The organism is Xanthomonas sp. D-109 (assembly GCF_017746095.1).
In the GTDB taxonomy this organism is placed as follows: domain Bacteria; phylum Pseudomonadota; class Gammaproteobacteria; order Xanthomonadales; family Xanthomonadaceae; genus Xanthomonas_A; species Xanthomonas_A sacchari.
Window position 1 is genome coordinate 18,935 of record NZ_JAGHWV010000029.1, and the last position, 11,918, is coordinate 30,852.

Consider the following 11,918-nt stretch of genomic DNA (forward strand, 5'->3'; position numbering starts at 1 on the left):
TTCGCTCAACAGGTGGCCGCCGCTCGCACGATGGCCAGGAATTCCGCGGCGACCAGCGAGGCGCCGCCCACCAGCCCGCCATCGACATCCGGCTGTGCGAACAGCTCGGCGGCGTTGTCGGGCTTGACGCTGCCGCCATACAGGATCGGCAACGAATCCGCGATTCTAGCATCGCGCGCCGTCACTTCGCCACGGATGAACGCGTGCACCGCCTGCGCCTGGGCCGGGCTGGCGGTGCGGCCGGTGCCGATCGCCCACACCGGCTCGTAGGCCACCACCGCCCGGGCGAAGCCATCGGCGCCGACCAGGTCCAGCACCGGCGCCAGCTGCGCGGCGATCACCGCCTCGGTCCGCCCGGCCTCGCGCTGTTCCAGGGTCTCGCCTACGCACAGGATCGGGACCAGCCCGGCGTGCAGGGCGGCGGCGAACTTGCGCGCGACCAGCTCGCTGCTTTCCTGGTGGTACTGGCGCCGCTCCGAATGCCCGACCAGGCCATAGTCGGCGCCCACGTCGACCAGCATCGCCGCGGACACCTCGCCGGTGTAGGCGCCCTTCTCGTTGCTGCTGACGTCCTGCGCACCGAAGCGCAGCAGCCGGTCCTCGAAATGCTCGATCAGGTCGCCCAGGTACGGCAGCGGCGGCAGGATCACCACCTCCACGTCGTGGTCGGCCTCGTGCAGCCCCGCAACGATCTCCCGCACGAGGTCGGCAGCGAAGTGGCGGGTTCCATGCAATTTCCAGTTTCCGGCTACGATCTTGCGTCGCATCGGCGCATCTCCGGCGAAAAAGTGCCGAGAGGATAGCCGATGCGCCGCCAAGGGCCGGCATCGTCCCTGCCGCTCCACACTCCCCCGCCCCGCTCCACGCGCAGAGACCGCCATGACCCAGCTTCCCGGCTACGCCCTGATCACCGGCGCCTCCAGCGGCATCGGCCGCGAGATCGCCCGCGAGTACGCCCGCCGCGGCGTGCCGCTGATCCTGAGCGCGCGCCGCGAGGCACAGCTGCAGGCGCTGGCCGCCGAACTGCGTCCGCAGGTGCCGGTGGAGGTGCTGGTCGCCGACCTGGCCGATCCGGCCGCGCCAGCCGCGCTGGTGGCCGAGATCGAACGGCGCGGCTTATCGGTGCGGATCCTGGTCAACAACGCCGGCTACGGCGTGCCCGGCCGCTACATCGCCCAGGACTGGGCGGTGCACGCGGCGTTCCTGCAGGTGATGGTCGGCGCGGTGTGCGAACTGACCTGGCGGCTGCTGCCGGCGCTGCGCGCCAGCGGCCACGGCCGCATCCTCAACGTCGCCTCGTTCGCCGCCCTGGTGCCCGGCGCCGACGGCCACACCCTGTACGCGGCGGCGAAGAGTTTCATGCTGCGCTTCAGCGAATCGCTGGCGCTGGAGAACGCCGACCGCGGCGTCGGCGTCTGCGCGCTATGCCCAGGTTTCACCTGGTCCGAGTTCCACGACGTCACCGGCACCCGCGAACAGATGAACGCCCTGCCGCGCTGGATCTGGCTGCAGACCGCCGCGGTGGCCCGCGCCGGCATCGACGGCGCCGAACGCGGCAAGGTGCGGGTGGTCCCCGGCGCGGTCTACCGCGCCCTGCTCGGCCTCACGGCACTACTGCCCAATGCCTTGCTGCTGCGGATGATGGGCCGCGGCTCGCATCGGATCAGGAGTGTGGAATGAGGCCGGGAATGGGGAATGGGGAAACGGGAATGGAAACAGCCGCGCCTCCAAGCCGATAGATGCCTGTGACAATACTGGCCACGGAAACCCGCTTTTACCGATTCCCCACTCCCGATTCCCGATTCCCAGCTACTTCAGCTTGATCTCGCGCAACCGCTCCTCCAGATACCCCTGCGCGGTGATCGGCTCGGGATAGCGGCTGGGGTTGTCGGCGCTGACGCAGGACGGCAGCACGTCGATCACGAAGTCCGGGTTCGGGTGCAGGAAGAACGGCACCGAGTAGCGCGGCTGGCGCGCCTGCTCGCCCGGCGGGTTGACCACGCGGTGGGTGGTCGAGGGATACACGTGGTTGGTCAGGCGCTGCAGCATGTCGCCGATGTTGACCACGATGGTGTCGGCGTCGGAGGTGAACGGCACCCACTCGCCCTGCTTGGACTTCACTTCCAGGCCGGCGGCGCTGGCGCCGACCAGCAGGGTGATCAGGTTGATGTCCTCGTGGGCGCCGGCGCGCACGTTGGGGATGTCGTCGGCGGTGATCGGCGGGTAATGGATCGGGCGCAGGATCGAGTTGCCGGAATCGGTCTTGTCGACGAAGTAGTGCTCGGGCAGGCCGATGTGCAGGGCCAGCGCCGACAGCACGCGCGCGCCGAGCTGGTCCAGCGCCTGGTACAGGCCGTAGCCGTGGGCGCGGAAGCCGGGCACTTCGCTCGGCCACAGGTTCGGCGGCATCACCGCGCGGTACGGGGAGTCGTCGGAAATCTCGCGGCCGATGTGCCAGAACTCCTTCAGGTCGAAATGCTTGGAGTCCTTGGCGGTCTCCACGCCGAAGGCGGTGTAGCCGCGCGCGCCGCCGCTGCCGGGCAGGTGGTACTTGCGCTTGGTCTCCTCGGGCAGCGCGAAGAACGCCTTGAACACGTCGTAGGCCGCGTCGATCTGCGCCTGGGCGATGCCGTGGTTGCGGATGCCGGCGAAGCCCCACTCGCGGTAGGCCGCGCCCAGCTCGGCGACGAAGGCCTCGCGGTCGGTGTCGAAACGGGAGATGTCGAGGGTGGGAATGCGCGCAGTCATGGCAGGAACCGTCATCTCGTGAGAGGAAGCAAACGCCGCGCTCAGCGCAGCAGGCGATACAGCAGGTAGAACGTGACCGCCTTGGCGACGATCACGAAGAGGGCAATGGCGATCGACTCACGCCGCGTCACGGACCGCCTCGGCCAGGGCGTCGAGGGTCTGCCGCATCAACGCGGCATCGTCGGCCTCGACCGTGACCCGCACCACCGGTTCGGTGCCGGAGGCGCGCAGGAAGGCGCGCCCGCGCCCCTGCACCGCCGCCTGCGCCGCGGCCAGCGCGGCCTTCACGGTATCGGCCTCGAGCGGGCGCACGCCCGGCTGCAGGCGCACGTTGACCGTCTGCTGCGGCACCGTCTGCAGCCCGGCCAGCGCCTGGCGCAGGGTCTGCCGCGAGCGCTTGAGCACTTCCAGCACCTGCAGCGCGCTGACGATGGCGTCGCCAGTGGTGGCGCGGTCCAGGCACAGCATGTGCCCGGAGGCTTCGCCGCCGAGCACCCCGCCCTGTTCGACCAGGGCCTGGTGCACGTAGCGGTCTCCGACCTTGGCGCGCAGGAACGGCACCTGCAACGCGGCCAGCGCCCGCTCCAGGCCGTAGTTGGTCATCAACGTGCCGACCACCGGCCCGTGCAGGCGCCCGCTGGCCTGCCAGCCGCAGGCCAGCACGTACAGCAGGCCGTCGCCGTCGACCGGGTTGCCCTGGTCGTCGGCCATCAGCACGCGGTCGCCGTCGCCGTCGAAGGCGATGCCCAGGTGCGCGCCGTGCTCGCGCACGTTGGCGGCGAGGTTGTCGATGTGCATCGAGCCGACGCCGGCATTGATGTTGAGCCCGTCCGGCGCCGCGCCGATCGCGATCACCTCCGCGCCCAGTTCGCGGAACAGCAGCGGCGCGATGTGGTAGGTCGCGCCGTGCGCGCAGTCCAGCACCAGCTTCAGCCCGCGCAGGTCGAAGCCGCGCGGCACACTGGCCTTGCAGAACTCGATGTAGCGGCCGATCGCCTCGCGCGCGCGCATCGCCTTGCCCAGCCGCTCGGACTCGACCGTGGCGAACGGCGCGTCCAGCGCAGCCTCGATCGCCTGCTCGGTGGCGTCGTCGAGCTTCTCGCCGTGGGCGGAAAAGAACTTGATGCCGTTGTCGTAGTGCGGATTGTGCGAGGCGCTGATCACGATGCCGGCATCGGCACCGAGGGTGCGGGTGAGGAACGCCACCGCCGGGGTCGGCATCGGCCCGAGCAACTGCACGTTGGCGCCGGCCGCGACCAGCCCCGCCTCCAGCGCCGACTCGAACATGTAGCCGGAGATGCGCGTGTCCTTGCCGATCACCACGGTCGGCCGCGCGGTGCCGCCGGCGACCAGCACGCGGCCCAGCGCGTTGCCCAGGCGCATCACGAAATCGGCGGAAATCGCCCCCTGCCCGACCCGGCCACGGATGCCGTCGGTGCCGAAGTATTTGCGTTGGCTCATGCGCTGGGGAATCGGGAATGGAGAATCGGGAATCGGGAACAGCCGGAGACGTCGAGGGATCGCGACAAACACGGGCTTGCCGCGCAACGCAACGCACGCGCGACACCACGATTCCCCATTCCCGATTCCCGATTCCCGGCCCTCATGCCGCCTCGCTCTTCGCCGGTGCCGGCTGCCGCATCATCAGCGCGAGCAGTTCGGAGAGACGATCGCGCAGTTCGCGGCGGTCGCAGATCTGGTCGATGGCGCCGTGTTCCAGCAGGAACTCCGAACGCTGGAAGCCCTCCGGCAGGGTCTCGCGCACGGTCTGCTCGATCACGCGCGGGCCGGCGAAACCGATCAGCGCGTACGGCTCGGCGATGTTGATGTCGCCGAGCATGGCGAAGCTGGCCGACACGCCGCCGGTGGTGGGATGGGTCAGCACCGACACGTACGGCAGGCCAGCCTCGCGCAGGCGGCCGAGCGCGGCCGAGGTCTTGGCCATCTGCATCAGCGAGAACAGACCTTCCTGCATGCGCGCGCCGCCGCTGGCGGAGAAGCACACGAACGGCGCGCCGATCTTCAGCGCGGTCTCGGCGGCCAGGGCGAACCGCTCGCCGACCACCGAGCCCATCGAGCCGCCCATGAAGGCGAAATCGAACGAGGCCGCGACCAGCGGCTGGCCCTTGAGCAGGCCCTGCATCGCCACCAGCGCGTCGTATTCGCCGGTGCTCTTCTGCGAGGCCTTGATGCGCTCGCCGTACTTCTTCTGGTCCTTGAACTTGAGCGCGTCGGTCGGGCCCAGGCGCGCGCCGATCTCGGTCGGCGCGGTGTCGGCGTCGAACAGCGCGGCCAGGCGCGCGCGCGCGCGGATCGCCATGTGGTGGCCGCACTTCGGGCACACCTCCAGGTTCTCCTCCAGCTCCGGCCGGTACAGCACGGCGCTGCAGTTGGGGCACTTCTCCCACAAGCCTTCGGGAACGCTGCGCTTCTTGCTGGGCGTGCTGTCGGTGCGGATGCCCGAAGGCATCAATTTGCTGAGCCAACTCATGCGATGTGACGATCCATTGGGCGGCCGCGAGAGCCGCAGAGGGGCGACAGTCTAACTCGGTCCCCCGGTGGCCTGCAGACGGTGGCGCATGGAGCGGCCAGGCCGGCCGGTACCGCGCGGCCGCCGCCAGGGCGCTTGCTGCGGCCGCGCAACGCGGGACATGCGGCATCGTCGCCATCCGGCATCGCCAACAATCAAAGCGGGGTCACGGACGGCACGTGCCGTCCGACCAGCGATGCAGGTGCCGCATGATCCGCAAGCACAGCGAATGCGGCATTGCGGCAAACGCGAACGCCCGCGCAAGGCGGGCGTTCGCAAACACACCGGGCGTGGCTCAGCCCGCGTCCAGCGCCTGCCGCAGCGGCACCAGGAACGCCAGGGCCGCCTCGCGCGCGGCCTGCGGGCTGGCTGCCTCGGCCAGCGCCGCGACCAACGCGCTGCCCACCACCACGCCGTCGGCATCGGTGGCCATGGCCTTGGCGCTGGCGGCGTCCTTGATGCCGAAGCCGGCCACCACCGGCACCCGGCAGCGCGCGCGCAGCTGGCGCAGGCGATCGCCGGCGGCGCGGGTATCCAGCCGGTCGGCGCCGGTGACGCCGGCGAAGCTGACGTAGTACAGGTAGCCACGCGCCGCCTCGCACAACAGGTCGATGCGCGCGTCGCTGGTGGTCGGCGAGGCCAGCACGATCAGGTCCAGCCCGGCGTCGGCGAAGATCGTCAGGGTCTCGGCCGACTCCTCCGGCGGCAGGTCGACCAGCAGCACGCCGTCCACGCCGGCCGCCACCGCCTCCTCGGCGAAGCGCGCGGTGCCGTGGATCTCCACCGGGTTGAGGTAGCCCATCAGCACCACCGGGGTGGTGGCGTCGTCGCGACGGAATGCGCTGACCGTCTCCAGCACGTAACGCAGGCCGGCGCCACGCGCCAGCGCACGCTCGGAACTGCGCTGGATGGTCGGGCCATCGGCCATCGGGTCGGAGAACGGCACGCCCAGCTCGATCACGTCGGCACCGGCCTCGACCAGCGCATGCATCGCCGGCACGGTCGCCTCCAGCGACGGATCGCCGGCGGTGAGGAAGGGGATCAGGGCCTTGCGGCGCTGGGCATCGAGTCGGGCAAAGGTATCGGCGAGGCGGTTCATGGGGGACCTATGCGCCCCTCTCCCGCCGGGAGAGGGGTTGGGGTGAGGGTAAGAGGCGAAGCGGTGCGGAATTTGAGTACAGGGCTGCGCCCGCACCCTCATCCGGCGCTCCGCGCCACCTTCTCCCGAAGGAGAAGGGCAAAGCGTTACAGCGTCAGCCCCTCGCGCGCGGCGATGGTGTGCACGTCCTTGTCGCCGCGGCCGGACAGGTTGCACAGCACCAGCGCGTCCTTGGGCAGTTCGCGCGCAAGCTTGATCGATTGCGCCACGGCGTGGCTGGACTCCAGCGCGGCGAGGATGCCCTCGGTATGCGCCAGCAGGTGGAACGCGGCCAGCGCCTCGTCGTCGGTGATGCCCTGGTAGGTGGCGCGGCCGCTGTCGGCCAGGAACGCGTGCTCCGGGCCCACGCCCGGGTAGTCCAGGCCGGCGGACACCGAATGGGTTTCGACGATCTGCCCGTCGTCGTCGCAGATCACGTAGGTGCGGTTGCCGTGCAGCACGCCCGGGCGACCGGCGGCGATCGAGGCGGCGTGGCGGCCGCTGCCGATGCCGTCGCCGGCGGCCTCGGCACCGTAGATCTTCACCGAGGCGTCGTTGAGGAAGGCATGGAACAGGCCGATGGCGTTGCTGCCGCCGCCGACGCAGGCGCTGATCGCGTCCGGCAGGCGGCCGTAGTCGGCCAGCATCTGCGCGCGCGCCTCGCGGCCGACGATGGCGTTGAAGTCGCGCACCATCCGCGGATACGGATCGGGGCCGGCGACGGTGCCGATGATGTAGAAGGTGTCCTGCACGTTGGTCACCCAGTCGCGCATCGCCTCGTTGAGCGCGTCCTTGAGCGTCGCCGAACCGGAATGCACCGGCACCACCGTGGCGCCGAGCAGCTTCATCCGGTAGACGTTGATCTTCTGCCGCTCGATGTCGGTGGCGCCCATGTACACCACGCACTCCAGGCCCAGCCGCGCGGCCACGGTGGCGCTGGCGACGCCGTGCTGGCCGGCGCCGGTCTCGGCGATGATGCGGGTCTTGCCCATGCGGCTGGCCAGCAGCGCCTGGCCGATGGTGTTGTTGATCTTGTGCGCGCCGGTGTGGTTCAGGTCCTCGCGCTTGAGCAGGATCTGCGCGCCGCCGACTTCGCGGCTGAGCCGCTCGGCGTGGTAGATCGGGCTGGGCCGGCCGACGTAATGGGCCAGGTCCTTGTCGTAGGCGGCGATGAAGGCCGGATCCTGGCGCGCGGCGTCGTAGGCGGCGGCCAGCTCCTGCAGCGGGCCGATCAGGGTCTCGGCGACAAAACGGCCGCCGTAGCGACCGAAGTGGCCGGCGGCGTCGGGATAAGCGTGGAAGTCGCTGACGGGAACAGAGGACATGGCGCAACCGGGGGCAACAGGAAAGGCCTGCACTTTAGCGCACACGTCGGCGCACAAAAACCGATAAAGTCTGACACAACCCGTCAGGAAAACTCACATGACCAACCTGCGCCGCCTGCCCTCGCTCAACGCCCTGCGCGCGTTCGAGGCCGCCGCGCGGCTGCGCAGCGTCGGCGCTGCGGCGGCGGAACTGCACGTGACCCACGGCGCGGTCAGCCGCCAGGTGCGGCTGCTGGAGCAGGAACTGGGATTTACGCTGCTGCAGCGCGACGGCCGCGGCATCCGCCCGACCGCGGCCGGCACGCGCCTGTGCGAGGCGGCCGGCGCGGCGTTTGCGCAGTTGCACGAAGCAGTGGCCGAGTTGCGCCGCCCCGTGCGCCCGGCTGCGCTGGTGCTGGGCTGCCCCGGCAGCATCCTCGCCCGCTGGATGATCCCGCGGCTGCAGGCGCTGCAGCGCGACCTGCCGGCGCTGACCCTGCACCTGTCCGCGCACGAGGGCGACTTCGCCGCCGACCTGGACGGCCTGGATGCGGCGCTGCTGCTGGGCCAGGCGCCGTGGCCGGCGGACTGGCAGGTCCGCGTGCTGGCGCCGGAGCGGATCGGCCCGGTGCTCAGCCCTGCCCTGCCGCAGGCCTCGGCCCTGGCTGCGGCCGCGCCGGCGGCGCTGCAGGGGATGCCGCTGCTGCATACGGTGTCGCGCCCGCAGGCCTGGCCGGCCTGGGCCGAGGCGCAGGGGCTGGCGCCGGCGCAGTTGCGCTACGGCACCGGCTTCGAACACCTGTACTACCTGCTGGAGGCGGCGCTGGCCGGGATCGGCGTGGCGATCGCGCCGCAGCCGCTGGTCGCCGACGACCTGGCCAATGGCCGGCTGCTGGCGCCCTGGGGCTTCGTCGACACCGGCGGGCAATGGGCGCTGTGCACGCGCCGCGACGTCCAGGATTCGCGAGTCGACGCACTGGCGCAGTGGCTGACGCAGGAACTGCAGCGCTGACCGCGGCGACGCCGGCGCTGGCGCCGCATCGCGCTCAGCAGTTGGTGTTCAACTCGTGGCAGTCGGCGCGGCGCACTTCCTCGACGAACTTGCGCATCTTGTGCCCGTCCTTGATCCCGGGCTGGCTCTCGATGCCGCTGGACACGTCCACGCCCCACGGCAGGGTGCCGATGATCGCGTCGAACACGTTGTCGCCATTGATGCCGCCGGCGAGCAGGAACGGCCGGTGCAGGCCGGTCGGCAGCCGCGACCAATCGAAGGTCTTGCCCGAGCCGCCGCTTTCGCCAGGGGCATGGCTGTCGAACAGGAAGCCGGCCGCGTTCGGATACTGCAACTGCAGGGTGCGCGCATTCACCTCGCCGCCGCCCATCGGCACCGCCTTCAGGTACGGCAGGTTGAAGCTGCGGCAGAAGCCGTCGTCCTCGTCGCCATGGAACTGCAGCAGGGTCGGACGCACCGTGCGCAGTACCTCGCGCACCTCGTCCTTGGGGTTGTCGCGGAACAGCGCCACCACGTCCACCATCGGCGCGGCGGCCTGGCGCATCGCCCGCGCCTCGGCCGGCGCCACGCGCCGCGGACTGCCGTGGGCGAACACGAACCCGATCGAGTCCACGCCCAACTCGCCTGCCAGGCGGATGTCGCCGGCGCGGGTCATGCCGCAGAACTTGATGCGGGTGCGATACAGCGTGCGATTCATAGCGTGACCTCGTCCGGAAGCGTCCAATGGGCGGGATAGAGCGGACCGACGAACACCAGGCCCTGCGGCGGCGCCGTCGGACCGGCGACGCGGCGGTCGCGTCCCGCGAGCAGTTCGCCAATCCAGGACACCGGCTTTTCGCCCGTTCCCACCATGACAAGGGAACCAACGATATTGCGCACCATGTGATGAAGGAATGCATTGGCCTGGACCTGGATCTCGACCACCTCGCCGCTGCGGCTGACCGCGATCGACTGCAGCTCGCGGCGCGCGTGCAGCGCCTGGCACTGCACGCTGCGGAAGGCACTGAAGTCCTGCTCGCCCAGCAGCGCCTGCGCCGCCGCGTGCATGGCCTCGGCCTGCAGCGGCCGCCGCTCCCAGCTCAGGGTCTGCCGGTACAGCGCCGGGCGCACCTGGCGGTTGAGCAGGCGGTAGCGGTAGCGGCGCGCGCGCGCGGAGAAGCGCGCATGGAAGTCGTCTGCCACCGGCACGCACCAGCGCACGCACACCGAGGGCGGCAGCCGCGCGGTGGCGCCCAGCATCCAGCCGCGCGCCGGGCGCGGCGCGTCGCAATCGAAATGCACCACCTGGCACTCGCCGTGCACGCCGGCATCGGTGCGGCCGGCGCAGACCACGCTCACCGGGGCGTCGGCCACCGACGACAGCGCCGCCTGCAGCGTCGCCTGCACGCTGGGGCAGCCGCTCTCGCCGAGCTGCTGCCAGCCCTGGAACTCGCTGCCGTCGTACTCCACGCCTAGCGCGTAGCGCATGGCGACCTCCATTGCAGTGCGGCATCGGCGTCGGCGCGCGCTGCGGCCGACGCGTGCGTGGACCAGCGCGGGGCGCCTGCAACGCCGCCGCACCGCATCTGCCAGGCCGGGAACGCGCCTTCGGCGTGCGCCCGCCGCCCGGGGACACGTTGCCGCAGGGCCGTCCCGCTCCAGGCCGGACGGCCGCGGCGAGCGCGCCGCGCGCCGCCTGCTGCCATCAGTCCAGCCGCCCCAGCAATTGCAGCGCCTCGGCGCGTGCGGCCGGGTCGCCGCTGGCCGCGACCTCGGTCAGCAAGGTGCGTGCGGTTTCGTTGTCGCCCAGATCCATGTAGGCCACCGCCAGTTCCAGCCGCTCGCGGCCCGCCGGTGGATACGGCGACGGTGCTTCGGCCGGTGCCGGTGCCGGCGCAGCAGGCTGGTGCCAGGTCGGCTCCTGCCGGCCGCCGCCAGCATCGCTGTCGGCACCGGCGTCGCTGGTCGGCACTGCGACCACCGGCGACGGCGGCCGCCAGGCCGCCTCGGCCGCGGACTCGGCGGCCGGGACGACCTCCGGATGGGCGTCGGACACGTCGGCGGAATGGACGTCGTCGTTGTCCGCGGACAGCGGCGCATCGGCCGGCGCCTGGCGCAGCGACTGCTGCGCCAGCACGCGCTCGAAGGCGTCGTCGTCGAGTGCGGTGTGGTGATCGGCGTGATCGGCGTGATCGGCGTGATCGGCGGCAGCGTGGTCGAGATGGTCGGCGCGCTCCCAGTCCTCCAGCGCCTCGTGGTCGCGGGCGACCGACTCCTCCTCGACCAGCGGCTCGGCCGATTCCAGCGGCGGCAGTTCCGGCGCATCGACATCGCGGTGCGCCACCACCGGCACCGCGGCGCTCGCCGCCAGCGCGGCGTCGTCGTCGCGCGGCAGCGGCGGCAGCGGCGAAGGCTTGCGCCGGCGCGACAGCAGCCAGGCACCGAGACCCAGCACCAGCAGGCTCAGCCCGCCCCACAGCCACAGCGGGAACCCGTCATTGGCCGGCGCTTGCGCGGGCGTGGCCGCCGCCGGCGCCTGCCCAGACTGGGCCAGGCGCTTCTGCGCCGCGGCCAGGTCGCTGTCCTTCAGCGCGATCAGTTGCTGCTGCTGGGCCTTGAGCTTTTCGAGCTGTTCCACCCGCGAGCGCAGTTCCTGGACCTCGGCATCGCGTGCCGCGAGGTCTTCGCGCGCCTGCTGCAATTGTTGGGTCGCCACCATGTCTCCTTCGTCGCCGGCACCGGTGCCGGACTTGGTTCCCGCCTCGCGGCGCGTCGCCGGCACCGCCGGCGCGATTTCCAGGCGCGCGCCGGACGCGGCCGCCGGCGCCGCAGCAGCCGGCCTGGGTGCGGCCTGCGCCGTCGGCGCGTCCTGCTGCGCCTGGGCCGGCTGCGGCACCGGCGCGCGCGCCTGGCGCCATTGCGCCGCCTGCTCGCGCACCACCGCCTCGGCCGCGGCGGCATCCAGGCTGGCCAGGTCCTCCTCGCGCGGGGTGCGCAGCACCGCGCCCTGCTTGAGCAGGTTGAGATTGCCGCGGATGAAGGCGTCCGGATTGGCGCGCAGCAGCGCGACCATGGTCTGGTCCAGCGAATGACCGTTGCCGCGCGCCAGTTGCCCGGCGATCTGCGACAGGGTCTGCCCGGCGCGCACCGGCGCCAGCGCATCGCCGGGCGCGGCCGTGGGGGCCGGCGCCGGACGCGGCGCGGCGG

The 11,918-nt window shown here is 71.5% G+C and carries 11 protein-coding genes; 2 read left to right on the top strand and 9 right to left on the bottom strand.

From position 1 onward, the window contains the following. Nucleotides 1-5: 5 nt before the first annotated feature. Nucleotides 6-767 carry a triose-phosphate isomerase gene (tpiA, locus tag J7357_RS20485; RefSeq protein WP_209249355.1) on the bottom strand — a complete coding sequence of 254 codons (762 nt, stop codon included), beginning with the start codon at nt 765-767 and terminating at the stop codon, nt 6-8. A 112-nt stretch (nt 768-879) separates the two neighbouring features. Here tpiA and J7357_RS20490 point away from each other — a divergent pair, with 112 nt between their 5' ends. Next, nucleotides 880-1,680 (top strand): SDR family NAD(P)-dependent oxidoreductase, encoded by an 801-nt coding sequence (locus tag J7357_RS20490; RefSeq protein WP_209249357.1) that lies wholly within the window; start codon nt 880-882, stop codon nt 1,678-1,680. A gap of 129 nt (nt 1,681-1,809) precedes the next feature. On the opposite strand, the gene J7357_RS20495 is transcribed toward J7357_RS20490, so the two are convergent. The 5 genes from J7357_RS20495 to trpB all read right to left on the bottom strand — a co-directional run bounded on the left by J7357_RS20495 (nt 1,810) and on the right by trpB (nt 7,741). Continuing rightward, nucleotides 1,810-2,748 carry an isopenicillin N synthase family oxygenase gene (locus tag J7357_RS20495; RefSeq protein WP_209249359.1) on the bottom strand — a complete coding sequence of 313 codons (939 nt, stop codon included), beginning with the start codon at nt 2,746-2,748 and terminating at the stop codon, nt 1,810-1,812. Between the two features lie 117 nt (nt 2,749-2,865). Further along, nucleotides 2,866-4,209: a phosphoglucosamine mutase gene (glmM, locus tag J7357_RS20500; protein ID WP_209249361.1), complete on the bottom strand. Its 1,344-nt coding sequence runs from the start codon at nt 4,207-4,209 to the stop codon at nt 2,866-2,868. A gap of 142 nt (nt 4,210-4,351) precedes the next feature. Further along, complete coding sequence (gene accD, locus J7357_RS20505) at nt 4,352-5,239, bottom strand: acetyl-CoA carboxylase, carboxyltransferase subunit beta (RefSeq protein WP_017909810.1); 888 nt, start codon at nt 5,237-5,239, stop codon at nt 4,352-4,354. 334 nt (nt 5,240-5,573) lie between these two features. Further along, nucleotides 5,574-6,377 carry a tryptophan synthase subunit alpha gene (gene trpA, locus J7357_RS20510; protein WP_209249363.1) on the bottom strand — a complete coding sequence of 268 codons (804 nt, stop codon included), beginning with the start codon at nt 6,375-6,377 and terminating at the stop codon, nt 5,574-5,576. Between the two features lie 146 nt (nt 6,378-6,523). Continuing rightward, on the bottom strand, nt 6,524-7,741 hold the full coding sequence (gene trpB / locus J7357_RS20515) for a tryptophan synthase subunit beta (protein ID WP_209249365.1): 1,218 nt from the start codon (nt 7,739-7,741) through the stop codon (nt 6,524-6,526). Nucleotides 7,742-7,838: 97 nt separating this feature from the next. Between trpB and J7357_RS20520 the strand changes: the two genes are divergently transcribed. Further along, entirely contained in the window at nt 7,839-8,732 is an 894-nt protein-coding gene (locus tag J7357_RS20520) for a LysR family transcriptional regulator (protein ID WP_209249367.1), read from the top strand. A gap of 34 nt (nt 8,733-8,766) precedes the next feature. Here J7357_RS20520 and J7357_RS20525 read toward each other — a convergent pair whose 3' ends face one another. From J7357_RS20525 to J7357_RS20535, 3 genes are all read right to left on the bottom strand, one after another. Further along, nucleotides 8,767-9,429, bottom strand: a complete 663-nt coding sequence (locus J7357_RS20525) for a phosphoribosylanthranilate isomerase (protein ID WP_010342993.1) — start codon at nt 9,427-9,429, stop codon at nt 8,767-8,769. Beyond that, nucleotides 9,426-10,199 carry a tRNA pseudouridine(38-40) synthase TruA gene (gene truA / locus J7357_RS20530; RefSeq protein WP_209249369.1) on the bottom strand — a complete coding sequence of 258 codons (774 nt, stop codon included), beginning with the start codon at nt 10,197-10,199 and terminating at the stop codon, nt 9,426-9,428. Before truA ends, J7357_RS20525 begins: the two co-directional genes overlap by 4 nt. Before the next feature lie 217 nt (nt 10,200-10,416). Further along, nucleotides 10,417-11,918: FimV/HubP family polar landmark protein (locus J7357_RS20535; protein ID WP_209249371.1), on the bottom strand; the 1,502-nt coding region annotated here is incomplete at its 5' end.

Bases quoted from the DNA above. Each gene is read 5' to 3' on its own strand.
- tpiA (WP_209249355.1), bottom strand. From the start codon at position 767: ATGCGACGCAAGATCGTAGCCGGAAACTGGAAATTGCATGGAACCCGC.
- J7357_RS20490 (WP_209249357.1), top strand. From the start codon at position 880: ATGACCCAGCTTCCCGGCTACGCCCTGATCACCGGCGCCTCCAGCGGC.
- J7357_RS20495 (WP_209249359.1), bottom strand. From the start codon at position 2,748: ATGACTGCGCGCATTCCCACCCTCGACATCTCCCGTTTCGACACCGAC.
- glmM (WP_209249361.1), bottom strand. From the start codon at position 4,209: ATGAGCCAACGCAAATACTTCGGCACCGACGGCATCCGTGGCCGGGTC.
- accD (WP_017909810.1), bottom strand. From the start codon at position 5,239: ATGAGTTGGCTCAGCAAATTGATGCCTTCGGGCATCCGCACCGACAGC.
- trpA (WP_209249363.1), bottom strand. From the start codon at position 6,377: ATGAACCGCCTCGCCGATACCTTTGCCCGACTCGATGCCCAGCGCCGC.
- trpB (WP_209249365.1), bottom strand. From the start codon at position 7,741: ATGTCCTCTGTTCCCGTCAGCGACTTCCACGCTTATCCCGACGCCGCC.
- J7357_RS20520 (WP_209249367.1), top strand. From the start codon at position 7,839: ATGACCAACCTGCGCCGCCTGCCCTCGCTCAACGCCCTGCGCGCGTTC.
- J7357_RS20525 (WP_010342993.1), bottom strand. From the start codon at position 9,429: ATGAATCGCACGCTGTATCGCACCCGCATCAAGTTCTGCGGCATGACC.
- truA (WP_209249369.1), bottom strand. From the start codon at position 10,199: ATGCGCTACGCGCTAGGCGTGGAGTACGACGGCAGCGAGTTCCAGGGC.